Origin of the sequence: Nonomuraea sp. NPDC048882 (genome assembly GCF_040649755.1) — a bacterium.
Lineage (GTDB): Bacteria > Actinomycetota > Actinomycetes > Streptosporangiales > Streptosporangiaceae > Nonomuraea > Nonomuraea maheshkhaliensis.
This window is the reverse complement of record NZ_JBEZGB010000004.1, coordinates 380024-405439: the sequence shown is the minus strand read 5'-3', so window position 1 is coordinate 405439 and position 25416 is coordinate 380024. Positions and strand designations below refer to the sequence as shown.

Here is a 25416-nt window from a genome sequence, read left to right as displayed (position 1 = left end):
CATCCGGTACTCCATGCTTGCGCCGCCATCATGAGAGCGGTGACGGCCGGCCGTATTCTGTACTCGCATGAAGGATCTTGGCAGTCAGATCGCATACTGGGACGGCGTCGGGGCGACGAAGACGTTCACCCATCCGGTCGATTTCAGCTGGCTGGCGAGGGTGAGACCGGACGCTCGGGTCCTGGACTACGGATGTGGGTACGGCCGGGTCATGGCCGAGCTGAGCGAGCACGGCTTCTCCGACGTATCCGGCGTTGACCTGTCTTCCGCGCTGATCGAGCGGGGTCGCCAGCTACGGCCTGACCTGCGCTTCGCCGTCCTGGAGTCCCCACCGGACCTGACCTGCGCGTCGGCGAGCTTCGATGTCGTCCTGCTGTTCGCGGTGCTGACGTGCGTCCCCGACGATGCCGCTCAGCGGGCGATGGTCGCCGAGCTGAGCCGGGTCCTGGCGCCCGGCGGGCTGCTCTACGTCAGCGACATGATCCTCCAGGACGACGAACGAAACCACCGCCGTTACGCCGCCCACGCGCAGCGATTCGGCACACCGTACGGAGTCTTCGCCACTGACGACGGTGCGGTGTGCCGGCACCACGACCTCGCGGAGTTGCACACCCTGCTGTCGGGCTTCGACCTGGTGGACGAGCATCGGATCGAGGTCACCACGATGAACGGCCACCGGTCGCAGGCGGTGCAGTTGCTGGTCCGTAAGCGGTGACGACCACTACCGCTCGTCGCCGGCCACCGCGTACGCGACGGGCGCCACGGACTCCGCGCGGGCGAAGGTGACCAGCGGCTCGCAGGTCATCTCCTTCCCTGGTTCAGGCGGCGGTGGTTCAGGCAACGGCGTGCATCACGGGCTCGCGAGCCGACAATGCCGGACGGTCAGGAGATCGCGTCTCTGCCTTTTTCGGAGAGGTATTCGTTCACCCGGCGCGGGTTGTAGCCGCGCCATACCGTCACGAACTGCGGCCGGTCGGGCAGAGGTTGCGTGTTCGCGGGAGAAGCGTCATCAGCCGGCCGTTCCAACGACGCTATGTAGCTGTCCACGTCGCTCCGGCGGTATCCGCGCATGGTGATCTCAAAGAGAGGACGCCCCTGCGTTTTCCGGGTTCTCATGCGCAAGAGATCACGCACCGTGCCGGCGCACAGCACGACGCCCAGGAGCACGAGGGCCAGGAGCGTCACGAGTTCGAAGCCTGAAGGCCGGACAATGATCAGCCTCGTCACGCTGAAAATCGCGATGCACGGCGGGGCCACGAACACGATGATTTTCTGGGTGACGGGGAGTTCGTCCCACCAGGGCCTGCGGTCGGCCGGGCTCATGGGCTCAATATGCCTGAGTGGGGCCTGCCGGTAAATATCTCCAGGGCGTCAAGGACTCGTGCACGGCGTGACATTTTCGCGAGTGACGCAGCCCATTCAATTCCTCCACGCGGGCGAGGCGTTTCGGCTCTCGCGTTCAGGCCGTAGATCAGCCCGAGACTTGGCGGACGTCCGTTCCGTGCTCGGCGAATGCCTTGAAGTCCTGCATGTGCTTGAGCGACTGCTTGCGGAAGGCCCCGGGCATCACGAGCCCCATCAGCCGCATCAGCAAGCCGCTGAACCGGTACTCGCTCTCGCTCTCCCAGAGCGTCGTCTCCGGGCCTGCTTCGGTCAGGCGGTCGCGGACCATGCTCCACATGCCGTTGCCGATGATCTCGCGGTCGAAGTGGACGACGGTCTCCCGCGGGATCTCGTGCAGGTCCACCGGTTCCCGGCGCGTGATGGTCTCGGTGGCCTCCATCTGCTGCCGGCCCATCTGCATCACCACTCGCGACTTGGTGCCGACCTGCCCGTGCACCCCGTTCAGCGGCTCGTGCAGCACCAGGCCCCGCAGCCATTTCGACACGTGTTCCGGGTCGGCGAGCAGCTGGGCCACCTTCTCCCGTGGCAAAGCGATCTCGATCGAAACGGTGTACTTCATGGCGGAGTGCTCCAGTTCTCGAGTGAACGGGACGCACGCTAGCAGCATCGCCTTATATTAGTCCATGCTAATGAAGCGGCGCCTTGGTCGAGGCGCCGTCAGGTGCTCGCTCCCCGTGTGGAGGCATGCCTTGCCGAGGGGGCGCGGATTCAGCCCTGGTCAGAGAGGGTGGGTGACGAGTCGGCCTGTAGGCCGGGTTCTGTCCTTCTGGTGAAGGGGCGACCATCCATCTAGGGCCGCCGTTGCCGGCGGTCTCAAGCGGTCTACCCGCGCGGCTCGGGCGGGCAGCCCTCGAACGTCGCGCGCGGAACGCTCCGGAGAGCGTCCCTTCTTGACCTTGCTCCGGGTGGGGTTTACCTAGCCGCCCACGTCACCGTGGGCGCTGGTGGTCTCTTACACCACCCTTTCACCCTTACCTCCCGGCCAGGCCGGAAGGCGGTCTGCTTTCTGTGGCACTTTCCCGCGGGTCACCCCGGGTCGGCGTTACCGACCACCCTGCCCTGTGGAGCCCGGACCTTCCTCGGCGGGCCTGATGAGGCCCGACGCGGTCGCCCGGCCGACTCGTCTGCGGAAGGGTATCAAATTTCGGCCGCTCCCCGGTCGGCCGCCCCCAGTCTGCCGTCCCCGGTCGGCCGTTCCCAGGTCTGCCGTCCCCGGTCGGCCGCGCCGGGTGGAGTTCCGGCACGGCGTCCGTCAGCGGAGGTGGGAGGTGTCGTTGAAGGACTTCACCACGGACGGGCCGTCGGCGTAGTACTCGATCAGCGACAGGCAGGCCAGGTCGAGGTGCATGCGGTACAGCGACTCCAGCGGCGCCAGCAGGGCCTGCCGCAGGAGCAGTTTGATGGGCGTCACGTGCGAGACCGCCAGCACCGTCTTGCCCTCGTGCCGTTCCGCCAGCCGTTCCCTGGCCGCCTCTACGCGGCGGGCGGTCGTGGCGAAGCTCTCGCCGCCCGGCGGGGCGACCTCCGGGTCGGCGAGCCAGGCCGCGAGTTCGGTGGGCCAGCGGCGCTGCACCTCCGTGAACGTGTGGCCCTCCCAGGCGCCGAAATCGGCCTCCCTGAGGTCTTCGCACACGTCCACGTCGAGGCCGGTGCGGGCGGCGACCGCCTGCGCGGTCTGGCGGGCGCGCTTGAGCGGGGAGGTGACGATCACGTCCAGCCGGTACGGCTCCCGCGACAGCCGCTCCGCTGCTGCGGATGCCTGAGCGAGGCCGGCGGCCGTGAGTTCGGCGTCGCCGAGGCCTGAGAACCTGCGTTCGACGCTCAGTTCGGTTTCGCCGTGACGGAGGAGGAGCAGGGAGGTGGCGACTCGGGTGGGTGGGGCCCAGCCAGTACCGCTTCCGGTTCCGGTGGCCGTCGTGTTCGTGGGTCTGGCTTTCTGCTGGGCGGAGGCCAGGGAGGCCGTGGGGCCGGATAGGCCGGTGTCGAGGAGGTCGGTCTGGCCCGCCGGCTTACTCGATCCCTTTGTGGAGGGCTGGGAGCCTCTGTCGGTCTGCGTCGCCTTCTTGGCTGTGCCAGTACTTCTGGAGGCGCCGTCGTCCCCCAACGTGCCCCCGGCCGTCCAGGTCAGCCCCTTGGCGGCGGCGTCCATGGCCTCGTTGGCCAGGCGGTCGGCGTGCTTGTTGCGTTCGCGCGGGATCCAGGTCCACTCCGTCACGCGCAGCCGCCTGACCAGCGACCCCGCCTGCGCCGCCAGCGGGCGCAGACCCTCGTTCTTGATCTTCCAGCGGCCGGCCATCTGCTCGATGACCAGCTTCGAGTCCATCCGCACCGCCACCGCCGACCCGTCGCCGCCCAGGTCGAGCACGGCCTGCAGGCCCGCGATCAGGCCGCGGTATTCGGCGACGTTGTTGGTGGTGACGCCGATCGCCTCGGCCGCCTCGGCCAGCACCTGGCCGTCGGCGGCGTCCTTGACGACCGCGCCGTAACCGGCGGGCCCGGGGTTGCCCCGCGAGCCGCCGTCCGCCTCGATGACGTAGGAGGTCACAGGCCTGACTCTGCCGTACGGACGAGGATGCGGCGGCACTCCTCACACCGCAGCACCTCGTCGTGGGGAGCGGCCTTGATGCGGTTCATCTCGGCGATGGACAGGGCAACCTTGCAGCCCTGGCACCGGCCGCCGTGCAGCATGGCGGCGCCCACGCCGTACTGCTCCCTGAGCTTCTCGTAGAGCTTGAGCAGGTCGGCGGGGATCTCGCCGGCGACGCCCGTGCGGCGGCCCTGGACCTCGCCCGTCTCCTTCTCGATCTCGGCGAGCGCGGCGTCGCGGCGGTCTTCGGCCGCCGAGAGCTCGGCGCGGACCTCGTCGCTCTTGGCCCCCAGGTCGGTCACCTTGGTGTCGGCGGCCTCCCTGCGCTCCATGATCTCCAGCACGACCTCTTCCAGGTCGCCCTGGCGCTTGTGCAGCGAGACGATCTCGGACTGGAGGCTCGCCAGGTCGCGGGGCGAGGTCACGGCGCCGGAGTCGAGGCGTTTCTGGTCGCGGTCGGCCCGGGTGCGCACGGCTTCGACGTCACTCTCGGCCTTGGTCTGCTCGCGCGCCAGGTCGCCCGCCTCGGTCTCGGCCTCGATCACCTGAGTGGCGAGCCTGGCGTGCGACTTCGACTTCTCGTCGATCACGGCCAGCTCGGGAAGGGTGCGGCGGCGGTGGGCCAGCCGATCAATCACGGAGTCGAGCTCTGCCAGGTCGAGCAGTCGCTTCTGGGCCTCGGGGGCTGCTTTCATGATCAATATCCTCTTGTCCAAGCATCGGTGACCGTGGCGGAGACATGCGTCTCAACGGTAACGCCACTGGCGTGCAGGATGGACGCCGCGCTGTCGAGCCAGGGCCACTCGGTGGCCCAGTGGGCGGCGTCGATCAGCGCGGGGCCGCCGGACTCCACGAACTCGCTGGCCGGATGGTGCCGCAGATCGGCGGTCAGGAAGACGTCGACACCTGCGGCGGCGGCCGTGGCGAGCAGCGAGTCGCCCGCTCCCCCGCTGACCGCCACGCGCGCGACCGGGCGGGACGGCTCGCCCGCCACCCGGAGGCCCGCGAACGTTCGCGGCAGGCCCTTGGCCGCCTGTGCGGCGAACTCGCCCAGCGTCATGCCCTCGGCCACCTCCCCGATGCGGCCCAGCCCGCGCCACGGGTCGTCCGGGAACGGCTTGAGCGGCACCAGATCACCCACGAGGCCGACGGCTCTGGCCAGGGCGTCGGAGACCCCCGGGTTGGCGACGTCGGCGTTGGTGTGGGCGGTGTAGAGGGCGACGTCGTTCTTGATCAGGGTGCGGATCAGGCGGCCCTTCGGCGTGGTGGCCGCGACGGTCGTCGTGCCGCGCAGGTAGAGGGGGTGATGGGTGACGATCAGGTCGGCCCCCCAGTCGAGCGCCTCCTCGGCCACGGCGGCGACCGGGTCGACCGCGAGCAGCACCCGGCGCACCTCCTGGGCCGGATCTCCGCTGACCAGCCCCACCGCGTCCCACGACTCCGCCCGGCCGGGCGGGTAGGCCGCCTCCAGCACCTCGATCACGTTCGTCAACGTCACAGCAGCCACCTGCGCAGACTACCGGTCCGCCGGGTTCGCGGGGGTGTCTTCAGAACGGGGTTCGGCGTAACGTAAGTGGATCCTGACTTGAGGCGGGAGGACGGCATGGCACCAAGCGTGGCGATCGTCGGTGCGGGGTTCGGTGGGCTGTGCATGGCGATCCGGCTCGAACGCGCCGGCATCCGGTCGTACACGGTCTTCGAGAAGGCCGGCGAGCTCGGCGGCACCTGGCGGGACAACAGTTATCCGGGGGCCGGGTGCGACATTCCCTCACATCTGTACTCGTACTCATTCGAGAAGTACTCAAGCTGGACGCGGCGCTATCCCGAGCAGCCCGAGATCCTCGGTTATCTCGAACACTGCGCGGACAAGTACCGCGTCAGGGAGAAGATCCGGTTCCGTACGGAGGTCAGGCGGGCGGAGTTCGGCGGCTCGGGCTGGCAGGTCACCACGGCCACAGAGGACGGCGGCGAGCGGACGGAGCGGTTCGACGTGGTGGTCATGGGGGTGGGGCAGCTCAACCGGCCCCGGATGCCCGACATTCCTGGCATGTCAGATTTTGAGGGCGTCTCGTTCCACTCCTCCCGCTGGAACCACGAGCACGACCTCACCGGCAGGCGTGTCGCGGTCATCGGGAACGGATCGTCGGCGGCCCAGTTCATCCCGCGCGTCGCCGAACGGGCGAGGCACCTCCACGTCTTCCAGCGCACGCCCAACTGGGTCATCCCCAAGCCGGACGCCACGTTCGGGCCGCTGGTCAGGTTCGCCTTCCACTACGTGCCGGGGCTGCAGCGCGCGTACCGCGAATGGATCTACCGCTACGCAGAAGGCACCCTCTACCCCGCGCTCGCCCAGGGCTGGAGCGAGGGGCTGCTCAAGCAGCGGGCGCTGCGCCACCTGCGCGACCAGGTGCCCGACCCCGAGCTGCGGGCCAGGCTCACGCCCGACTATCCGCCCGGGTGCAAGCGGGTCGTCATCGACAGCTCCTTCTATCCGGCCCTGACCAGGCCCAATGTGTCACTCGTCACCGACAAGATCGTCCGGATCACGCCCGGGGGCGTCGAGACCACCGAAGGCTCGTACGAGGTCGACACCATCGTCTACGGCACCGGCTTCAGGAGCACCGAGTTCCTCGCGCCGATGGAGGTGGTCGGACGCGACGGGCTCTCCCTGGAGGAGCGGTGGAAGGACGGCGCCGAGGCCTATCTGGGCATCTCGCTGCCGGCCTTCCCCAACCTGTTCATGCTGTACGGGCCCAACACCAACCTCGGGCACAACTCCATCGTCTTCATGATCGAATGCCAGGTGAACCACATCATGGCGTGCCTGCCGTACCTGGCCGGGCACGGGCCCATCGAGGTGCGGCCTGAGGCGATGGCGGCCTGGCGGCGGCAGCTCGACGCGGCCATGTCGCGGATGGTGTGGGGTGAGGGGTGTCAGAGCTGGTACAAGACGGCCGACGGGCGGGTCACGAACAACTGGCCGGGGCCGACGACGCTCTACCGCCGGCTCACGGCCCGGCCGCCGCAGCCGGCGTACCGGAGCGCCGGGGCCACGTAGATCGGGGCCACTGGGCTGAGATCGCCCGGCCAAGGTCCCCTGTCGGCTGAGGTCGCCCGGCTGGTCACCTCGTCGGTGGTCCGCCGCCGGCGCGCAGGTGGAAGCAGCGGAGGTCGGCGATCTCCGTGAGCAGGGCGGCGGCGCGGACGGACACCTCGCCGTGCGCGGTGACCGGGGACCGGGCGAGGTCGGCGGCGGTGTCGAGGTCGCCCTGCTCGTATCGGAGGGTGGCCAGGGCGAGTCGGGCGAGGTCGCGGGTGGCCGGGTCGGCGCCGTCGATGACCTCGCCGAACCACCAGGCCGCCTCCTCGACCTCCCCTTGCGCCGAGGCCACCTCCCCCAGCCACAACTTGACCTCCGCCGCCGGCCCTTCCGTCTGCTCGTCGACCGCCTCCGGCACGAGGTCACCAGTGCTGGGGCGCGGCGCGGTCTCGTCCGTGGCCGAAAGTGGTGCGGGGGCCGGGTCGGGGACGGTGGCGGGTGGGCGGGCGGTGGAGAGGACTGCGAGGCTGTCGCGGATCTCCGCCGCCGCGTCCTCGTCCCCCGACTCCACCGTCTCCGCCAACGCCCGTTCCAGCAGCCCCCGCCCCTCCTCGTACGCCCCCGTCACCACCCTGATCCGCCCCAGCAGCGCCATCGCGAACGGCCGGTACTCGGCGTCCCCCTCCCGCACCAGCGGCTCGACCATCTCGGCGGCGGCACTGAGCTTGTCCTGCTTCATGAACAGGCTGGCCAGGTAGGCCCGCGCCATCGGCATCACGTACGGGACGTCCCCGGCCAGCGCCTGCCACAGCAGCGCCCGCGCCTCGTCGAAGCGGCCCTCCATGTACCGGATCCGCCCGAGCCGCGCCTGCGCGGCGGGCAGGAGGCCGGGCTCCAGGGTGACGGGCGGCCGGGCGAGCAGTTCTTCTAGCAGTTCGCCCGCCGTGTCCATCTCGTTCATGTCGTGCAGGAAGTCGCACGCCCGCAGGTAGGCGAAGCCGGTCCCCTCCGGCAGGCCCAGCTCGCGGGTACGGGACGTCGGCGTGCCGAGGAAGGCCAGCCGTTCCCGCATGGTTTCGAGGCGGGCCACGGCGCGCTGGAGATCACCGTCCCGTACCGCCAGCTTGGCCTGTTCGACCAGCGCCAGCGCGGCGAACTCGGTGAGCGTGGAGCCGGCGGCGGCGCTCAGGTCGGCGCCGGCCTCCTCGGTCCGGCCGGCGTCGAGGAGCAGGGCGGCGCGGCGCAGCAGCGCGACGGCGGAGATCTGCGCGTCGTCCGCCGCGCCGGCCGCTTCGAGCAGGTCCAGGACGCCCTCGTCGCGCCCCTGGTCGGCGCGGACGGCGGCCAGGCCGATCTGAGCCAGTGGCGACCAGTACGGGTGGTCGCGTTCGATGGCCTCCTGGAAGCGCCGCTCGGCCTCGTCCGGGCGGCCGAGCTCGATCATCAGCTCGCCGAGCATCTCGGCGGCGCGCGGGCCGTGGTCGGGGTGCGGCGCCCCCGCCACCTCGTTGAGCAGCGTCTCGACGACGGCCAGCGGCGGCGAGGGGAGCTGGTCGAGCAGGGCGGCGAGGTCGAGCTTGGCCATGGGCGCCCAGTAGTGGTTGCCGGAGTCGATGGCCCGCCGGTACGCCACCTCCGCGCCCGCTGTCTCCCCCAGGCCGCTGAGCAGGTCGCCGAGGAGGTCGGCGGCGCGGGGCGCGTGGTCGGGATGCTCCTCGGCCATCACCTCTTCGAGCAGCAGCCGCGAGCGCGGGGCCTGCTCGGCGTCCTGCTGCGCGAGCAGGACGGCCAGCTCGATCTTGGCCATCGGCGACCAGTAGGCGTTGCCCGCGTCGACGGCCGCCTGGTAGGCGTCCCGCGCGCCGGCGAAGTCCCCTTGCAGGGCGAGCAGGTTGCCGAGCAGGCTGCTCGCGCGCGGGGCGAAGTCGGGGTGGCCCTCGGCCACGATCGCGTCCAGCAGCTCCCGCGTGGTCTCGGCGTCGCCCTCCCGGTAGGCGAGGTCGGCGAGGTCCAGCCGGGCGGCGGGGGCCGCGCCAGGATGGCCGGAGGCGGCCGCCTGCCCGAGCAGCTCCCTGGCGGTGTCGAAGTCCTGCTCCACCAGGGCCAGCCCGCCCATGGCCGCGTGCAGCAGCGGCAGCACGCGCGGGTCCTGCGACTCGGCGACCGACTCCAGCAGCCGGCGCGCGTCGGTCATCTCGCCCCTGCCGACGAGCAGGCCGCTGAGCAGCGTGCGCGCCAGCAGCGGGGCCAGCGACTCCCCCGCGCCGCGCAGCGCCTGGAACATCTCCTGCCGCTCCCCGGAGAGCAGTCCGGGCCCGTCGGGACGGCCCGCGCCGGCGTGTTCGTCGCGCAGCCGCTGGAATCTGCGCTCGCGCTCGTTGCCGGGGCCGTGCTGACGCCCGGGCTCGACGGCCGACTTGCGCACGCCGGTCTCGGCCGGTCGCGGATCGTCCGCCGCGGCGGCCTCCGTCAGCAGCTCGATCGCCTCGTCCTGCCGGCCCTGCCTGATGCGCACCATGGCGAGCTGGACCTCGGCCAGCAGCCCCGGCGGCGCGTCCGGGTCGTCGAAGAGCGGTTCGAGCACCTCGGCCGCGCGGGTCATGTCGCCGATGTTGAGCAGCAGCGGCCCCAGCTCGTACGCGGCCAGCGTCACGACCTCGGCGATCCCCGAGACCTGCGCCTCCTCCAGCAGCTCACGCGCCCGCGCGAAGTCGCCCTCCAGCCCCTCGACCGAGCCGAGCAGCACGGTGGCCCACGCCCTGATCTCCGGCTCGCCCGCCAGCTCCCGCGCCCTGGCGGCCGCCTGCCTGACCACGCCGGACTGCCCCTGGACGAACGCCGTGTACGTGAGCGTCAGCAGGTCCTCGGCCGGCGCGTCCGCCACGGCCCGCTCCCAGGCGGCCTGGGCGATCGGCCGCGCGGCGACCACGTCGCGGTCGCCCGAGGCCAGCGCGACGAGGTAGTTGTGCGGCCGGTACGCGGCCCCGCCGCCGGGCGCCCATACCCGCAGCATGGGGTGGACGTTGCCGTCGAGCTGTTCGAGCGCCCACGCGAGCCCGGCGGCGAAGGCGGCGTCAGGGTCGGCGTTGGGCAGTTCCTCGGCGAGGCGGGCGGCCGACAGCTCGCGCAGCGCCGGCTCGCCGATCGGCGTGCGCACGCCGGTCCTGCTCCAGTCGATCGCGGCCTGGAGCACGGCCAGGCCCTCCCTGGAGTCGGGGTAGCGGTAGTGGACTTCGAGCTGCCGGGCCCCGACCAGCACCTCGCCCACTCCCCGTTCGGTGAAGTCGTCGTCGGGGTAGAGCTCGGCGGCGCGCGGCCGGTCCTCCTCGGCCAGCGCGGCCGGGACCTCCACCTGCGCGGCCCTGGTCAGCACCGCCTCCGTCGTCTTGGCGACGTGGGTGCTCTGGGCGACGAGGGTGCGGTAGACGGTGCCGCGCATGGTCGCGACGACCGTGATCGGCGGGTCGTGCGCGGCGAGCCGGTCGAGGCTGGCGGTGTTGAGGCTCTGGGCGCTGAGGAACTCGTCCAGGTTCTCCAGCCACATGACCGCGCCCTGGGGCGGCAGCGGCAGCGTCAGCTTGGACAGCTCGTCGACCGTGCCGGTCCTGGCCCACGGGACGATGATCGCCGCGTCCGGCCGCTCCCGCCGCAGCAGCTCGACGAGTGAGCGGGACTTGCCGGCCGCCGAGGGGCCCATGGCCACCACGAACGGGTGCGCCAGCGCCGCGGCCAGCTCCTCGTCCACCCGCCTGCGCGGCACGTACACGGGTGGGTCCCCGCGGGCGCCGCGCGCCACGGTGACGCCGAGGTCGTGCACGTCGGCGTCGCGCACCCGGGGCAGCTCGCCGCCGACGCTCAGCGGGAGCGTGGTCAGCGCCTCGACCCGGGCCCGGTCCTGCCTGGTGAACGGCCTGCGCAGCCCACCGGGCAGCCCTGGCAGGCGGGCCGCCAGGTCGTCGGCGGCGATGGCGAAGCCGGTACGCGGATCTCCCGACCTGCGTACCTCCACCCGCCTGACGACCATGCCGATGACGCCGTCGAGCGCGTGGTCGTACACCGGCGCCCCCGAGAAGCCCGCCTCCAGGTTGATGCCCTCGCGGGAGACCAGCGCCAGCCAGCCCTGGCCGGTGACCGCCTGGACGAAGCCGGTGGACGGCACGGCGTCGTGGTCGAACCCCCTCGGATAGCCGTGGACGGTGACGTCGTGCCCGCGCGTCCCCCTGGCCGTGCAGAGCGGGGCGGGGACGGCGTCCGCCGGCGGCTCCTCCAGCAGCTCCAGCACGGCGATGTCAGGCCCGGGGAACCAGCCGCCCGGCGCCACCACGGCCTGGATCGGCACGTTGCCGCAGAACTGGAAGCTGACGTCCAGCGGCACCGCCGGCGGCTCGGCGGGCAGCGGCTCGTCCTCCGGCTGACCGGGCACGCAGACGTGGGCGCAGGTCAGGACATGTCGTCCCGCGGCGAGCAGGCCGGCCCCGATCTCGCCCGCCGGGTCCTCGGGGGCGGCGCGGACGCGTACCAGCCAGGGCGGCCGGTCGGGATCGGGCGGGCGTGTCATGGGGCCTGGCTGTTCCAGATGAGCTTGACCGTGAAGTGGCCCTCGATGGCGGTCTTGGCCACCATCACGCCGGCCTGGGCGTTGAGCTTCAGCCCGAACTCGATCTCGTGGGCGTCCGGCGCGAGCCTGCGCACGGCCTCGACCACGGGCTTCACCGTGGTCAGCGTCTTGTCGAGGACCTCCTCCAGGTGCTTGCCCGCGTCGATGATGCCGTCGCCGCGGGAGATCCTGGCGGTGCCGTACGCGTCGTCCTCGACCTCCACCAGCAGCTCGGCCCCCTCGTCGGTGCTGAACCGCACAACTCTGCTCACGCGAACCGTCCCCCTTTTTCGCGGATGCGCCCGGTGGCCTCCGATTTACTATCGCTGGGTGACGGTTGTTCGTAACCCCGATCCGGCGGTGGGGCTCGCCGTGGGCACGGCGTGGACGGCGGCGGCCGTTGACGGCGTGCCGGGTGCGCCGGTGCCGTCGCCCGAGGTGATCGACGGCCGGTTCCTGGCGCAGCTGCTGGGCGGGCTGGGCTCGGCGGGGGCGCTCGTGTGCGCCGTACCTGATCACTGGCTGCACGGCGGGGCGCGGGGCGCGCTGGAGCGGGAGCGGCTGGACGGGCTGCTCGCCGGCTGCGGGCTGCCGCCGCCGGTCTTCCTGGGGCACGGGGAGGCGGTCGTCGCCGGGTGCGAGGGGGTTTTCGCGGTCTGCGACGCCGGCACGGACGCCGTCTGCGTGACGTTGTGCCTGGCCGAGGGCGGTGAGATGGCCGTGGCCGACTCCGAGCGGGCCGGCGTGGAGTGCTATGAGCGGCGGCTGGCGGACGGGCGGCCGGTTGCGGAGTTCGCGCATGCGCTGCGCAGGGAGGTGCTGGAGCGGCCCGAGCGGGCCGGGCTGGTGCTGCCTCGGGCGCGTGAGCTGGACCGGTACCGCGCCACGCTCGTCTACGAGCCGCTGCTGGCCAGGGGGCGGGCCCGGGTGACGGCGGGGCAGGTGCTCGACGGTTTCGAGCCGGTGGCGGCCGCCCTGCGCGACGCCGTGGCCGCGCTGCTGTCCCGTCATCCGGGGCTGGAGCCTGAGGTGGTGGTCGCGGGCGGCGCCGGGGTGCCGTCGCTGGTCCGGGCCGCCGTGGTGGAGGGGGTGTCCGCGGCCGGGCGCCTTCCGCGTGGGGTGCGCGAGGTGGGCGCCGACGCCGTCGCCCGGGGGGCGGCGCTGATCGCGGCGGGGACGGTGCGGGCGCGCGAGCCCGGGCACTCTTCCGTACGGCTGGCCGGGCGGCGGGTCGCCGGGGGGCTGCTGCGGTCGTGGGAGATTCCGGTGGCGGCTAGCGGGCGGGGCGTCAGGGCCGTGGTCGAGGTGCTGTCCGAGGGGCGGGCGCTGGAGGTGGAGAGCACGCCGGAGCCATCGCCGACCGCCCCGGGACCGACGAGGGCCTTCCCGGGGTCCACTGTTCCGGCGGGGCGGTTGGCCGTTGCGGGGCCGGCGGTGCCTGAGGGGCCGGTGGAGGTCACGTACTGGCCGGATCGGCGTGGTGGCGGGGTCGTCGTCGTACGGGGTGACGGGGGCGGTCCGGCGCTGGCGTACGTACTGGAGGAGCGGCACGGCGATGGATGAACTGAGGCGGCGGATCACGGCGGCCGTGGAGGCGGGCGGCAGGGAGGCCGCTCTCGACGCGCTGCGCTGGGCCGCGGCGTGGGCGGTGGCCGAGCTCGAACGCGCGGAGCCCGGCGGCGGCCCGGTGGCGGCGCTGGACGGCGTCATCCGGCTCGACGACGCGGTCACCGAGCTCGCGCGCCTGTCCAGCGCGGTGTCGGGGCTGCTCGCCGAGGCGGACGCCGGGCCCGAAGTGGAGGAGTACCTGCGTACCAGGCAGGAGGACCTGGCGGCGCTCGGGGAGTCGCTGTCCGCGTTGCGGGCCCGGCGCGCGGCGCTGGGTGAGCGCGAGGAACGGGTGCGCGCGGCGGTGGACGAGCACGCCGAGCTGTCCGAGCAGGTCACCCGGCTGCGCAGGGCCGAGCGGCTGGCCGGGGCGCTCGGGGAGCTGGCGGCGCAGCGCGCCCTGATCGAGCGGCGGCTGGTCGAGATCGGTCCGCCGGTCGCGGCTGCCGAGGAGGGCGTGTTCGCGGGCTCGGAGGAGCTGCTTCTGCTGAGCGAGGAACGGCGGGCGGCGCTGACGCCACGGGTGCGCGAGTCCCTGGAACGGGCCGCGACGGCGCAGTCCTCACTCCGCGCGGCCGAAGAGGCGATGGCACGGGCCGAGGCCGACGCGGAGGCCGCCACCGCCCGCTTCGCCGAGCTGGCCGACCTGCGGGAGCAGCGGCTTGAGTCGGCCAAGGCGTACGCGCGCGCCGACAGGGAGATCGCCGACGCCCTCGCCGGGCTCGGTGCCGGGCTCTCCGGTGCGGAGCGGGCGCGGGTGTTGCTGGACGGGATCGACGAGCGCCTGGGCGAGGTGGACGCGGCCCTGGCGGGCGCGCTCGCCGACCACGAGACCCACGCGCGCCGGCCCCGGGTGCCGTGGGGCGACGACACCACCAGGGCCCGCGCCTGACCCCCACCGATCACGGGCCGGGGTCAGGAGATCAGGAGTTCCGCCTCCTCCGCCAGGCGTTCCAACTCCCTGGCGACCAGCTGGTTGAGCTGCCGGGCGATGTCGCCGTCGTCGTCGGCGGCGAACTGGCGGCCCAGGCTGGTGGCGAGGGCCGCCTCGTTGCCCGCCGCCTTCTCGCGCAGCTTCGCCACGAGCTTGTCCTCGCTGCGCAGCTCCCTGACCATGGCGGGCAGGTTGACGTCGCCGATCCGTTCCTTCGCCGCCTCCATACCGACGAACAGCGCCCAGAGGCCGGCCACGAAGGCGATGATCACGCCGAGCGGGCCGGTGGTGGCGATGATGGCCACCCCGCCGCCGAACAACGTCATCGCCAGCACCCCCGCGACCGCTACCCCCACGGTCGCCGCGATGCCGGTCAGCATGCCGGTGGCCGGGCCGACGTCCACGCTGATCCGCCAGTCCTTCGAGCCGCTCAGCCGGATCGGGCTCAGCGCCATCGACGCGGGCGGGACGTGCCAGCGCTCGCACACGGGCCTGGTCAGCTCGTTGATGTCGGGCAGCAGGTCGTTCTGCCAGGCCACGACCACCTTGGTGATCGTCGGGTTGTCGGGGTCGGTCAGCTCGCCGTGCACCCCGGCGGCGACCTCCTTGGCGACGTCGTTCAGCGTCCTGATCGATCCGCTGCGCCAGCGGCGCATCGCGCCGACGATGTGCCGGTCGGTGATGCCGTCGGCCGCCGCCCGCCCGAGCTCGTCCGTCAGCGCGGGCAGCCGGTCGGCGATGAGCGACTCGATCCGGTCGCCCTCGAGCAGCTTCCTGACGTCCTTGCGGAAGCCCTCCGCCCGCACGCTGGTGCGCCCGGCCAGGGCGAGCCCCCGCGCGATGGCCACCTCCGGCTCCGCGCCCAGCAGCACGCGGTCGTCGCCGAAGACCTCGCTGGTGATCTCCTGCACGAACCGCATCCGCGAGGCCCCTCCGGTCAGCAGCACCACGTCGGGGTCCGCCGGCATCTCGTCGGCGGCCTGGATCAGGTCGTCCCGGTACGCCTGCCGCCACGACCGCTGCTCCAGCGCCGGCTGCGGCGTGTCGAGGACCTCCGCCATGTCCGCGCCCGACAGTTCGATCACCACGAGCACCCTGCCGGTCGCGTCGAACACCGGGTGGGTGACCACGACCATCTCCCTGGCGTCGCGGACGAAGCGCTCGGGGTCGGTGCGGAAGAACTGCTCCTTGGCCTGCCGGCAGCGCAGCTCCAGCTTGAGGCGTTCGGTGGTGTCGTCGAGCGCCTCTTCGAGCCGGGCCCGTTCCGGGTGCCGTTCCACGACCCTGGCCAGGATGGTCTTGTCGATCAGGTGCGCGCCCAGCCTGGTGCCGTAGTCGAACGGCCGGGCGCTGCGGCCGATCACGGCGGTGAAGTCGGTGGTGGAGGAGCCGAGGTCGGTGACGAGGACCGAGCCGAGCAGCCGGTCCACGTCCACGCGCACCTCGCCGGCGTCCCTGGCGTACAGGAGGGCGGCGCGCGATTCGGGCACCACGGTCACCGGCCCGCGCACGGCGTCGGCGAGCACCTGGGCGTAGGCGTCCATGGTGTCGCGGTCCCAGCCGGAGGGCGCGCCGAAGACCCATTCGACCCGTTTGGCGGCGGGTACGGTGCGCATGTCGTCGATGTCCTGCCTGATCTTGCCGACGAACAGGTGCACCGGGCGGCGGACCTCCTCCCGGTCGACGTACGGCGACTTGAACGCCAGGTAGAGCCGGTCGACGTCCCTCGCCCACACGGCGTCCTCACCGACCAGCACCGTGCCGGTTCGCCCGGCGTCCGGCGGCTGGGTTTCGGGTGGCAGGGTGGCGACGGCGGTGACGTGCTGGCGGCCGCCGCGGCCCTTTAAGTCGATCACGTTGGGCACGCTGTTCTTGCCCGTGTGCGCCCACGCCACAGCGGTCTCCCCGTGGCCGAGGTCGAAGCCGACGACGACGGCGTCAGACGTCTTGCTCATTTCTCTCCCCCTCCTGGCCGGACTCCGGCCGCACCTCCTGATCGGGCTCCGGGAGCACCGCGAACGCCTCGCCGCGGCGCAGCAGCTCTCCTCGCGTGGTGAGCGCCGGTCGTCTCGTCCGGCCCGAGTCCGCTGGACGTACGCAGTCGTGGATCTCGAACAGCTCGCCGTTGTGCCCGTCGTACGTCACCACGTCGATGCCGTGCCGCTGGCGCAGCGTGGTGCGCAGGTCTCCGACGTAGGCCAGCGCCAGCTCGCCGTCCCCGGTGTGCTCCGCGCCGAGCAGCAGGTGCAGGTGGCCGATCAGCTCGGCGTCGGCGGCCCACGGCTGGATCACCTTCTGCGGTGGTGGCGGCTGGGCGAAGGCCAGGAGCCTGCGGGCCGCCGCGAACGCGCTCTTGGCGGCCTCGCTCAGCGTGGAGACGTGTACGCGCGGCGGCTCCTGAGCGCGTTCCTGGGCCGGAGGCGGCTCCGAGAAGATCGGCAGCCGGATCCTGGGCAGCGGCAGGCCGGGACCCCGTTCCTGCGGACGCCGTTCCTGCGGGCGCCCTCGGCGGGGCTGCGGCGTGCGCAGGGCGGCGAGTGAGGCCAGCAGCGCGGTCCTGAGCAGGGCGATAGTGGCCGCCTGCCGCTCGGTGTCCTGCCCGCCCGGCGGGGTGCCCTCGTGGACGTAGCGCTCGAAGTCGTCGAAGGCCTGACGCAGCGCCTTCTTCGCCTCCTCCACCGTGACCTCCTCGGCCTCCGGCAGGGTGCCGAGCGGGTCGGCCTCCTCCAGCAGCGTCAGGAACTGCTCCTCGTTCACGCCTGTCCACTCCTGCCTGATGATCGGGTGAAGTCGCGGGCCCAGAGCCGGACCAGCCCGTCGGCGCCCGCGCTGAGCAGCCGGTCCGCATGCGAGGCGACCGCCTTGACGGCGGCGGGCGCGTGCGTGCCCACCGCGAATCCGGCGCCCGCCACGGATCCCGAACCCACGGATCCCGAACCCACGGATCCAGCGCCTACCGCGGATGCCGTGCCCACCGCGGGTCCCGTGCCCGCCCACGGGTGGCAGCGGATCAGTCCGGTGTCGTCGCCGGTGACGATCACGCCGTCGTCGCGCAGCGCCACCGTGCGGATCGGCCGGCCGGTCGTGGGGGACGCCACGGGAAGTGCCGTGACGTGGCCGGCGGTCAGGTCGCAGCGGGCGACGGTGCCGTCGACCTGGCCGATCGCCAGCGTCCTGCCGTCCGGGGCGAAGGCGAGGGCGGTAATCCGGCCGGCGGCCTTGATCGCGCGGATGCGGTCGCCGGTGTGGCCGTCCCAGAGGCGGATCGTGCCGTCGGTGCCGCCCGTGGCGACGATCGTGCCGTCGCCGGTCACGGCCAGGGCGCTGGCGGCGGCGATCGTGACGTCCACGTGGAAGGCGTCCCCGCCGGAGTCGGTGGGCGTGCGCCAGAGCGCGCCGGTGCCGTCCAGGCTGAACACGGCGGTGTCTCCGGCATGCACGGCGATGACCCGGTCGAGGTGGGCCACCAGCGGGCGGGGCTCAGTGTCGTCCCCACGCAGGCGCCGGCACAGGACCACGCCCCTGCCGTCGCCGCTGACCACGAGGTCGTCGTTCAGGTCCACGGCGGTCACGCGGGCGGTGTGGCGGGAGTCGAGGGACAGCCGGACGGCGCCGGGCAGGGCCCACGCGGTCACCGACCCGTCCGCGCCACCTGCCGCGACGAAGGCCCGCCCGTCCCTCAGCACGCCGGCCGCACCCGCCGTGATCCCGCCCCGTACCCGCACCATCTCTGAGAGATTGGGCGGCGGCTCCCGGGTGGTAGGAGGGCGGGCGAGCAGGAGGCGGGATCCGGGATGGTGGTGCCGCATGGTCTCGGCGACGGCGTCCGCGAGTGGCCAGCCGGGTAGGCGGTTGACGACGGTCACCTGATCGTCCCGCGTGGCGAGCCCGCTCAGGGTCGGTGCGAACGTCTCCGTCAAGTAGGTGACGGGCCGGACCCCGATCCCGCCCGCGAGCGTGAAGGCCCGTTCCACCGGATCGCCGGATAAATCCGGCACCAGCGACCGCCACTCCACCACACGCAGCTCGGCCGACTCCACAGGCCCGGCTTCGCTGGTCAGGGCGAAGCGGGCAGCGGTGATCCGTTCCTCGGCGATCTCCACGACGACGACCTCGCCGGCCGCCCCGGCCTGTTCGGCTGCCTGGTGTGGGTCGGCGTCGGTGAGGTCCAGCGCCGCCAGCTCCCGAGACACGTCCTGCTCGGCAGTACGCCGCTCCTCCATCTGGACAGGCCCCGCCCGCACCAGCGCCTCCAACCCCGAGCCCAAGTGGGCGGCGCGGGTGGCGGCCAGCAGGTCGTGGGCGCGTTGGCCGGTTGTCAGTCGTTCGGTGAACTCGCGTTCGTCGGCCGCCGTGAGACGGCCCAGCACGGGTGGGCCGTACAAGGTCCAGCCGCACGTCCGGCAGTCGGGAGGCTCGCCGGCGGCGGTGGTGAGGCACACGGGGCAGCGCGGGGGCGCGTCAGCGGGGGGCATGGGGCACGTCCTCGTGGGTGATCGTGGACAGGTCGTGCGCACCGTTCGCGGTGCGCCTGGCCAGCCCGGTCTCCAGCCGTTCCAGCAGCTTGCGCACCGTCCTGGCGTTGCCGAAGGCCGCACCGCCGGCCTCGCGTTCTGCGGCCAGCCAGTCCGCGGCCTTCTCGACGGCGGCGGCGGTGAGCGTGTAGCCCTGGGCGGCGGCGGCGATCCGCAGGATCTCGGTCAGCTCGCCGGTCGTGTAGCCGGGGAACTCGATCCGTTCGGCGAAGCGGGAGCGCAGCCCGGGGTTGGCGGCGAGGAAGTCGTCCATCTCGCGCGGGTAGCCGGCCGCGATCACCACCAGTTCGCCCCGGTGGTCCTCCATCTCCTTGACCAGGGCGGTGATCGCCTCCTGCCCGTACGGGTCGTGGCCCCCGCCCTCCGACAGGCCGTACGCCTCGTCCACGAACAGCACCCCGCCCAGCGCCGACCGTACGGCCTCGCGGACCTTGACCGCGGTGTGGCCGAGGTACTCCCCGACGAGGTCCGCCCTGGACACCTCGCGGACCGCGCCGGTGCGGAGCAGGCCGAGCGCGGCGAAGACGCGTCCCACGACCCTGGCCACGGTGGTCTTGCCGGTGCCCGGCGGTCCGACGAACAGCAGGTGGGGCGCGATCAGGTCCTGCCCCGTCCGCCTGCGCCCGCGCAGGGCCAGTACCTGGTACAGGTCCCTGACCAGGTCCTTGACGCCGGACAGCCCCACCATCGCGTCGAGTTCGCTCAGCAGTTCGGCGGGATCGGGCGGGCCTGCGGAGGCCGCGTCCGGCAGCAGCCCGGCCAGGTGGGACGGCTCCAGCGGCCGGTCGGGGTCGCCGTCCTCGGCCCACCGGTCGTACAGCTCGCCGGCCAGGTTGCGCATGACCCTGGCGTTGCCGAATTCGGCGCCGGCCTCGTCCCTGACCTTGGTCACCACGGCTCTTAAAGCGGGCTCGGTCTCGGGGGTCCAGGTCAGGCCGCGGTCGGCGAGCATGCCGAGCAGGATCGCGAGCAGCTCGCCCGGCTCGTAGTCGGGGAACTCGATCACGTTCGTACGGGGGAAGCGGCTGCGCAGGCCGGGGTTGGCGTCCAGCAGGCGTTCCATGGGCTCGGGATAGCCGGCCAGGACGGCGACGAAGTCCTCGCGGCCGCTCTCCAGCAGGGAGACGAGCGTGTCGATGGCCTCCTGGCCGTAGCCGGGCCCCTGCTGGACCAGCCGGTACGCCTCGTCGATGAACAGCACCCCGCCCCGCGCCTCCTCGACCCTGGCGGTGACCTCGTGCGCGGTGTTGCCGACGAAACGAGAGACGATCGTGGCCAGCTCCGCCTGCACGACGTGGCCGCTGGGCAGCAGGCCGAGGTCGCGGTACATCTCCCCGACCAGCTCGGCCACGGTGGTCTTGCCGGTGCCGGGGTTGCCGGCGAACACCAGGTGGGGCGAGCCGCGCCCGGGCCCGCCGCGGCCCCGTTCGCGCAGCGCGCGCTCGGCGGCCAGCCAGGCGTTGAGCCGGCGTAAGTGCTGCTTGACCGGGGCCAGGCCGGGCATGCGCTCCAGCCGTTCCCACGGGTTGTCGTCGCCGTGGCCAGGCCGCTCCACCCAGCCGCGCTCGCGCAGCAGGCCGCGCCCGAGCGGCGTCCCCTCGGTGGCCAGGCGGGTGAGCCTGCTCTCCCAGACGCGCAGCGGCAGGCGGGCCGAGGCCAGGTCGCGGGCCAGCCTGGACACCTCGCGCGGGTCGGCCGGCGCCAGGCCCGAGCGCAGCCGCAGCAGGTGGACCAGCCGTTCGAGCTCGGCCGCGTCCGGCGGGCCGACGGCGAAGGCGCCGTGCCGCCCCGGCTCGCGCAGCCGCGTCAGATGGCTCTCCAGCCGGGGGAAGCCGTGCGTCGCGGCCACGGCGTCCTGCACGGCGAGCAGGGTCTGGTGCTTGAACAGCATGACGACGAGGTGGCCGCCGCTCCCGCCGAGCCAGCCGGACAGCGCGGCGGCGGCGTTGCGGACGGCGTTGGAGTGCCTGAGCCACTCGTCCGCCTCCAGGAACACGAGCGCCGTACGCGGCCCGCCCTCGCGCATGAACGAGTCCATGAGCCGCACCGCGGCCTCGTCCCCCAGCCCCTGGACCGGGACCGGCGCGGGAGCCGTGCCGAGGTCGGCGATGATCCCGTTCCCCATGGGCCCGGTGAGGCCGGACCGCATCCGCCGAGCCCGGGCCTGGGCGGCCGGCCGGGGGCGGGACGACGCCCTGGAGCGCTCGTCGAGGAAGTAGACGTTCCACTTGACGCCGCTGAAGACGATCCGCTCGAAGCCCTCGGCGAGCAGCACGTCGCACAGCGCCTCGTCGATCCTGACGGCCCGGTAGTCGGCGCCGACGAACACGTCGTCCACGGCCTCGCCGTACAGGACGACGAGGGGCTCTCCCGCGCTGTCCAGCGCGGCCAGCCGGGCCGGCCGCGTCACCGCCCGGCCTCGTCATGGAACGTGCCAGGCCGGCTCGCGCGCTCCTGCCCGGCGGGCTCGCGCAACATCCGCATCTCGCGCAGGACGGGATCGGGCGCGCCGGGCTCGGTCTCGGGGTCGCTCACGTGGACGCCGTTGGCGCGCAGGTGGGCGGTGATCTCGCGGCTGCGGGCCAGCCGCTGGTCCAGCGAGCCGCTCTCCTCGTCGTACGAGATGACGCGCAGCGTGTTCTGGCTGTCGTCCGACTCGGCGGTGACGACCTCGATGACGATCTCGTCGCCGCCCGGGTGGCGCAACTTGGCGTAGAACGCCTCGCGCTGATCCTGGCCGGCGTACCCGGTCTCGTTCTCCAGCAGCAGGAACCCGGCGAACTGGTCGAGCCTGGTGACCACGAAGTCGGCCAGGTTCACCCGGATCTGGGAGGCGAGCAGCCGCCGCTCGGCGCGCTCGGCGATCTCCGACCAGCGTTCGCGGTAGCGGGGGGCGGTGCTCTCGACGATCTCGCGCAACTCCTCGACGCCGAGCGGGCCGGCCTCGTCGTGGACACGGTCGTAGGCGGCGGCCACCTCCGCGCGCAACTGCTCCAGCTCGCCCATCGACCAGTGGCCGAGGTCGAACCGCACGCCCTGCTCGGCCCCCTCCATGCCGGCGACGGACACGTCCATGTCCCGCTCGATCATGGCGCGTACGGTGTCGAGCTCCTGGGCGGCGTCGGAGCGGGCCCCGCTCCACTCGCGGTGACGCAGCTCCAGGGTGACGCGCAGGTCGCTCAGCTCGTGGTAGACGGTCTGCGCCAGGCCCAGCGCGGCCTCGGGCGTGCCCTGGGCCAGGTTGCGCTCCACGGTGGCGAAGCGCTGCTCCAGGGCGGTCAGCCTGCCGGGCTCGTACCGTTCGTGGGGATAGGTCGCGGCGATGAGGTCGCGCAGGGCGCCCGCCTCGGCCAGCGTGGCGGCGGCGGCCTGCGCCGCCGTGCGCCGGCCGCCTTCGAGGTCGTCCAGGCGGCCCTCGAGCTTGTGCCGCTCGCCGCGTTCGGCGGCGATCTCGGCCCGGAGCGCGCGTTCGCGTTCGGCCAGCCTTCCGCTCAGCTCACGGCGCAGTTCGCGGTCGGCGGAGAGCATCCGCCTGGTCAGCTCCTCGCCGTGCTCGCGCAGCCGCCGGTTCGTCTCCTGCTCCAGCAGCCTGGTCTGCGTGCTGAAGCCGGCCACCACCTGCTCGACCCGCTCCTGCCGGTCGCGCATCTCCCCCAGGCTGTCCTGCGCGCCCTCCATGGCGCGCCGCCTGACCTCCTCCATGACGGAGTCGTCGATCGCCCAGCGGGCCAGCGGCGCGGCCACCCTCGTACGGAACCACTCCGACATGTCGACGTGGTACTGCTTCTTCCCGCTCATCGCATCCTGCCTCCGCCCGGCGTGACGTGCCCGGCCGCGCCGCCGGGCTCTGGTCCGGTGTCGAGCGCGCCGAGCAGGCCAGGGGACGGGACGCCGACGAGAAGGACCTCCTCGTCGCGCACCCTGAGCTCGGCCTTGCGCGCGCCACCGGTGAAGTCGTGGCCGGCCAGGCGGCCGGTCAGGTGGTGCACCCGCTGGTTGGCGCTGCCGCGCAGGCCCCTGCCGTCGTCGCGGGCGGCCACGTAACGGCCGTCGATGAGGACGTCCAGCGCGGCGAGCAGATCGGGCACGCCGGTGGCGGGCGGGCGGGTGCGCAGGCGTTCGAGGCGGTGGCCGGTGAAGCAGATGACCGTGACGTCACGGACCAGCCGGGCCAGCCTGACCACCTCGGTCAGCCCCCGCGCCTGCTCCATGGGCTCGCCGCCGCTGAGGGTCAGACCGTCCACCTGGGGGTCGCTCAGCAGTTCGGCGACGAGCGCGGCGGGTTCGACGAGGCGGGCGGGCCGGTCGGGGATCCAGTCGGGCGCCATGCAGCCCCGGCAGCGGAACGGGCACCCCTGCACCCACACCACCGAGCGGCGTCCCGGGCCCAGCACGGATGTGCCGACGCACGTCGCCGCGACGTTGAGAAGCGACCCCCCGTGTGACCGCCCGCAGGGCGGTAACGGTCGCTGGAAAGTGTTGGGCATGACACCCTCGCCAGGTCCAGCGATTCTCCCTGGTGGCAAATGTACACGCCCAGGGCGGGAAAACCGGAGTGCTTTGTGGAGCTGGAACGATCCCCGCGATACCGTCCGTCCCATGACGAACTCCCTGCACGAGCGCGCGATCGTGGCAGACACCCACAATGACCTCCTGATGGCCGTCTCGGCCAGACCGCCAGGTCAGTGGGCCTCGTTCTTCCGCGAGCGCTGGCTGCCCCAGCTGCGTGACGGCGGCGTGAACCTCCAGGTGCTGCCCGTCTTCATCGACGACCAGTACCGGCCCGAGGGCGCGCTGCGGCAGACGCTGCGCATGATCGAGTGTGCTCACGTGCTGGCCGAGGGGAACGCCGAGCACGTACGGCTCTGCCTCGACGCCGCCGACATCGACGGGGCGCTGGCCGACGGCAGGATCGCCCTGGTGCTGGCGATGGAGAGCATGCCGGGCCTCGACGCGAGCGTGGAGCTGATCTCGACCGTGCACCGGCTGGGCGTACGGGTGGCCTCGATCGCCCACTTCGGCCGCACGCCGCTGGCCGACGGCAGCGGCGAGGACGCGACCGGCAGCGGCCTGACCACGGACGGCGTCGCCGCGCTGGCCGAGATGGAACGGCTCGGCATCGTCTTCGACGTCTCCCACCTGGGCGCCACCGGCGTCGAGCACGTGCTGGAGCTGGCCACCAAGCCGCTCATGGCCACCCACTCCTCCGCCCGCGCCCTGCGCGACCACCACCGCAACCTCACCGACGACCAGCTCCGCGCCGTGGCCGCCACCGGGGGCGTGATCTGCGTCAACTTCTTCGCCCCCTTCCTCGCCGAGAACGAGCGCGACATGACGCTCGACCGGCTGCTCGACCACATCGAGCACATCGCGTCCGTCGCCGGCATCGACCACGTGGGGCTCGGCCCCGACTTCATCCGCGAGGTGATGACCGACCTGACGCCCCCGTGCTGCGAGGACGTGCACATCAGGGGCCTGGACCCGAAGCGGGCCGTCCCCGGCCTGGAGGGCCCGTCCGGGCTGCCCATGGTGACCGAGGGCCTGCTGGCGCGCGGGCTCCCGGAGAAGGACGTCATGCAAATCATCGGCGGGAACGTGCACCGCTTCCTCGGGGAGCGGCTGGCATGAACGACCCCGCAGGCATGATCGAGGACCTCGAAGAGCTGGTCCTGTGCGAATCGTTCTCCAGCGACCTGGAGGCCGTCGCCCGCAGCGCGAAGGTCGTGGCCGCGATGGGCACTCGCCACCTGGGCACAGGGCCCGAGGTGCTGGTGATCGACGGCGTCACGCATCTGCGCTGGTCGTTCGGCACCCCCAGGGTGCTGCTGCTCGGCCACCACGACACCGTCTGGCCGATCGGCACCCTCGTCACCCACCCCTGGTCCCTGGTGGACGGCGTGGCCAGGGGGCCGGGGGTGTTCGACATGAAGGCGGGGCTGGTGCAGACGTTCCACGCCCTGGCGGGGCTCGACTCGCTCGACGGCGTCACGCTGCTGGTCACCGGCGACGAGGAGGTCGGCTCGATCACCTCGGCCCCGCTGATCCAGGAGACCGCGCGCGGGCTGGCCGCCGCCTTCGTCATGGAGGCCGGCGCCGACGGCGGCGCGCTGAAGACGGCCCGCAAGGGCACCTCGCTCTACCACGTCAAGGTGCACGGCAAGGCCGCGCACTCCGGCCTCGAACCGGAGAAGGGGGCGAACGCGGGGATCGAGCTGGCCCACCAGATCCTGGCCATCGCGGCCATGGGGGCTGGCGCGACCACCGTCACCCCGACGGCACTGTCGGGCGGCACCACGCACAACACGGTCCCGGCGGCGGCCCAGGTCGGGGTGGACGTGCGGGCGGCGGAGGTGGCCGAGCAGACCCGGGTGGACGCGGCCATGCACGCGCTGCGGCCGGTGGTGCCGGGCACCCGGCTGGAGATCCTCGGCGGGCCCAACCGGCCGCCGCTGGAGCCCTCGATGTCGGCCGGCCTGTTCGCGAAGGCGCAGGAGCTGGCGGCCGGGCTGGGGCTGGCGCCGCTGACGTCGGCCTCGGTGGGCGGCGCCTCCGACGGCAACTTCACCGCCGGCGTCGGCTGCCCGACGCTCGACGGGCTGGGCGGGGTGGGCGGCGGGGCGCACGCCGACCACGAGCACGTCGTCGTGGCCGAGATGCCAGGCCGCACCGCGCTGCTGCGGGCGCTGATCGAGGCGGTCCGCTAACGCGTGT

Annotated in this window: 19 protein-coding genes and 1 other RNA gene; 6 read left to right on the top strand and 14 right to left on the bottom strand. The window is 72.8% G+C overall.

Annotation, left to right across the window (positions count from 1 at the left end):
- The first annotated feature begins 67 nt into the window (after nt 1-67).
- The gene (locus AB0C27_RS16180) at nt 68-715 is read left to right on the top strand and encodes a class I SAM-dependent methyltransferase (protein WP_357843995.1); all 648 of its coding nucleotides are present in this window, start codon (nt 68-70) and stop codon (nt 713-715) included.
- A 167-nt stretch (nt 716-882) separates the two neighbouring features.
- Here the strand turns inward: AB0C27_RS16180 and AB0C27_RS16175 are convergent, their stop codons facing one another.
- From AB0C27_RS16175 to AB0C27_RS16150, 6 genes are all read right to left on the bottom strand, one after another.
- Nucleotides 883-1323 carry a hypothetical protein gene (locus AB0C27_RS16175; RefSeq protein ID WP_357843992.1) on the bottom strand — a complete coding sequence of 147 codons (441 nt, stop codon included), beginning with the start codon at nt 1321-1323 and terminating at the stop codon, nt 883-885.
- A gap of 148 nt (nt 1324-1471) precedes the next feature.
- Nucleotides 1472-1963: an SRPBCC family protein gene (locus AB0C27_RS16170; RefSeq protein ID WP_357843989.1), complete on the bottom strand. Its 492-nt coding sequence runs from the start codon at nt 1961-1963 to the stop codon at nt 1472-1474.
- 172 nt (nt 1964-2135) lie between these two features.
- Nucleotides 2136-2527: RNase P RNA component class A (rnpB, locus tag AB0C27_RS16165), an RNA gene on the bottom strand.
- Nucleotides 2528-2656: 129 nt separating this feature from the next.
- Nucleotides 2657-3949, bottom strand: coding sequence for a bifunctional RNase H/acid phosphatase (locus tag AB0C27_RS16160; protein WP_357843986.1), 1293 nt, complete (start codon nt 3947-3949; stop codon nt 2657-2659).
- Nucleotides 3946-4686 carry a C4-type zinc ribbon domain-containing protein gene (locus tag AB0C27_RS16155; protein ID WP_357843983.1) on the bottom strand — a complete coding sequence of 247 codons (741 nt, stop codon included), beginning with the start codon at nt 4684-4686 and terminating at the stop codon, nt 3946-3948. Before AB0C27_RS16155 ends, AB0C27_RS16160 begins: the two co-directional genes overlap by 4 nt.
- Before the next feature lie 2 nt (nt 4687-4688).
- A complete protein-coding gene (locus AB0C27_RS16150) occupies nt 4689-5489 on the bottom strand; it encodes a Nif3-like dinuclear metal center hexameric protein (protein WP_357843980.1) in 801 nt (266 codons plus the stop codon).
- 105 nt (nt 5490-5594) lie between these two features.
- On the opposite strand from AB0C27_RS16150, the gene AB0C27_RS16145 reads away from it, so the two are divergent.
- On the top strand, nt 5595-7049 hold the full coding sequence (locus AB0C27_RS16145; RefSeq protein ID WP_357843977.1) for an NAD(P)/FAD-dependent oxidoreductase: 1455 nt from the start codon (nt 5595-5597) through the stop codon (nt 7047-7049).
- Between the two features lie 64 nt (nt 7050-7113).
- Here AB0C27_RS16145 and AB0C27_RS16140 read toward each other — a convergent pair whose 3' ends face one another.
- Both AB0C27_RS16140 and AB0C27_RS16135 read right to left on the bottom strand, forming a co-directional pair.
- Nucleotides 7114-11589 (bottom strand): tetratricopeptide repeat protein, encoded by a 4476-nt coding sequence (locus tag AB0C27_RS16140; protein WP_357843974.1) that lies wholly within the window; start codon nt 11587-11589, stop codon nt 7114-7116.
- Complete coding sequence (locus AB0C27_RS16135) at nt 11586-11900, bottom strand: CU044_2847 family protein (protein WP_346101283.1); 315 nt, start codon at nt 11898-11900, stop codon at nt 11586-11588. Before AB0C27_RS16135 ends, AB0C27_RS16140 begins: the two co-directional genes overlap by 4 nt.
- A gap of 58 nt (nt 11901-11958) precedes the next feature.
- On the opposite strand from AB0C27_RS16135, the gene AB0C27_RS16130 reads away from it, so the two are divergent.
- Both AB0C27_RS16130 and AB0C27_RS16125 read left to right on the top strand, forming a co-directional pair.
- Complete coding sequence (locus AB0C27_RS16130) at nt 11959-13191, top strand: hypothetical protein (RefSeq protein WP_357843970.1); 1233 nt, start codon at nt 11959-11961, stop codon at nt 13189-13191.
- On the top strand, nt 13184-14128 hold the full coding sequence (locus tag AB0C27_RS16125) for a hypothetical protein (protein WP_357843967.1): 945 nt from the start codon (nt 13184-13186) through the stop codon (nt 14126-14128). Before AB0C27_RS16130 ends, AB0C27_RS16125 begins: the two co-directional genes overlap by 8 nt.
- A 23-nt stretch (nt 14129-14151) precedes the next feature.
- Here AB0C27_RS16125 and AB0C27_RS16120 read toward each other — a convergent pair whose 3' ends face one another.
- From AB0C27_RS16120 to AB0C27_RS16095, 6 genes are read right to left on the bottom strand one after another with little or no spacing between them, the layout of a single operon-like run.
- Nucleotides 14152-16125, bottom strand: a complete 1974-nt coding sequence (locus AB0C27_RS16120) for a hypothetical protein (RefSeq protein WP_357843964.1) — start codon at nt 16123-16125, stop codon at nt 14152-14154.
- A complete protein-coding gene (locus AB0C27_RS16115) occupies nt 16109-16927 on the bottom strand; it encodes a hypothetical protein (protein WP_357843961.1) in 819 nt (272 codons plus the stop codon). Before AB0C27_RS16115 ends, AB0C27_RS16120 begins: the two co-directional genes overlap by 17 nt.
- Nucleotides 16924-18645, bottom strand: a complete 1722-nt coding sequence (locus AB0C27_RS16110) for a WD40 repeat domain-containing protein (RefSeq protein WP_357843959.1) — start codon at nt 18643-18645, stop codon at nt 16924-16926. Before AB0C27_RS16110 ends, AB0C27_RS16115 begins: the two co-directional genes overlap by 4 nt.
- Entirely contained in the window at nt 18632-21115 is a 2484-nt protein-coding gene (locus AB0C27_RS16105) for an AAA family ATPase (protein ID WP_357843956.1), read from the bottom strand. Before AB0C27_RS16105 ends, AB0C27_RS16110 begins: the two co-directional genes overlap by 14 nt.
- Nucleotides 21112-22503 carry a hypothetical protein gene (locus AB0C27_RS16100; RefSeq protein WP_357843953.1) on the bottom strand — a complete coding sequence of 464 codons (1392 nt, stop codon included), beginning with the start codon at nt 22501-22503 and terminating at the stop codon, nt 21112-21114. The genes AB0C27_RS16105 and AB0C27_RS16100 overlap by 4 nt, the downstream gene beginning before the upstream one ends.
- The gene (locus AB0C27_RS16095) at nt 22500-23192 is read right to left on the bottom strand and encodes a 4Fe-4S single cluster domain-containing protein (RefSeq protein WP_357843950.1); all 693 of its coding nucleotides are present in this window, start codon (nt 23190-23192) and stop codon (nt 22500-22502) included. The genes AB0C27_RS16100 and AB0C27_RS16095 overlap by 4 nt, the downstream gene beginning before the upstream one ends.
- Before the next feature lie 112 nt (nt 23193-23304).
- Between AB0C27_RS16095 and AB0C27_RS16090 the strand changes: the two genes are divergently transcribed.
- Together AB0C27_RS16090 and AB0C27_RS16085 are read left to right on the top strand one after the other, a co-directional pair.
- Nucleotides 23305-24333, top strand: a complete 1029-nt coding sequence (locus AB0C27_RS16090) for a membrane dipeptidase (protein ID WP_357843947.1) — start codon at nt 23305-23307, stop codon at nt 24331-24333.
- Nucleotides 24330-25409, top strand: a complete 1080-nt coding sequence (locus AB0C27_RS16085) for a M20 family metallopeptidase (protein WP_357843945.1) — start codon at nt 24330-24332, stop codon at nt 25407-25409. Before AB0C27_RS16090 ends, AB0C27_RS16085 begins: the two co-directional genes overlap by 4 nt.
- Nucleotides 25410-25416: the final 7 nt, after the last annotated feature.